Annotated in this window: 1 pseudogene; it reads left to right on the top strand. The window is 77.2% G+C overall.

Going from position 1 to position 549, the window contains the following annotated elements:
* Positions 1 to 549, top strand: a pseudogene (locus G3I42_RS05290) (diguanylate phosphodiesterase); the annotation flags it as partial.

Raw genomic sequence — 549 nt, 5'->3', positions numbered from 1 at the left:
GGCCGCTCGCCGCCGTGCGCCACGACGGCGGGCCCGTCGCGGCCGACTCGATGGACGCGCGCTGGCTCGTCGCCGCCGCCGACGAGTCCCGTACCGCGAAGCGCGCGGTGCCGCGCGGCGGACGCTGGATCTGCGCGGTGCTCGCCGGACAGGAACTCCTGGCCATCATGGTCCTGCACCGTCGCGCGCCCCTGGAGGACGCCGACCGCCGCCTCTTCGAGCGCGCGGGCGTCGTCACGGGGCTGCTCATGCTGCTGCGCCGCACCGTCGCCGAGACCGAGAACCGGGTGCGCGGCGAACTGGTCAACGACCTCCTCACCGACGCGGGCCGCAACCCCGGGCTGCTCACCGAGCGCGGGCACCGGCTCGGCATCGACCTCGAAAGCCCGCACCTCGTCCTCGTCGCCGACACCGTTCCCGAGGCGCGGGACCGGCTCGGCTCCGCCGCCGTGCGCCACCTCTTCGGCTCCCCCGCGGGCAGCGCGAGCGCCGAGCACGCGGGCGCCGTCGTCCTCCTCGTCCCCGCGCGCGCCGAGGACCAGCCCTCGG

This window comes from Streptomyces sp. SID11385 (assembly GCF_010548245.1).
Classification (GTDB): domain Bacteria; phylum Actinomycetota; class Actinomycetes; order Streptomycetales; family Streptomycetaceae; genus Streptomyces.
Note: the sequence above shows the minus strand (reverse complement) of the source record. Positions and strands in the feature narration are given on the sequence as shown.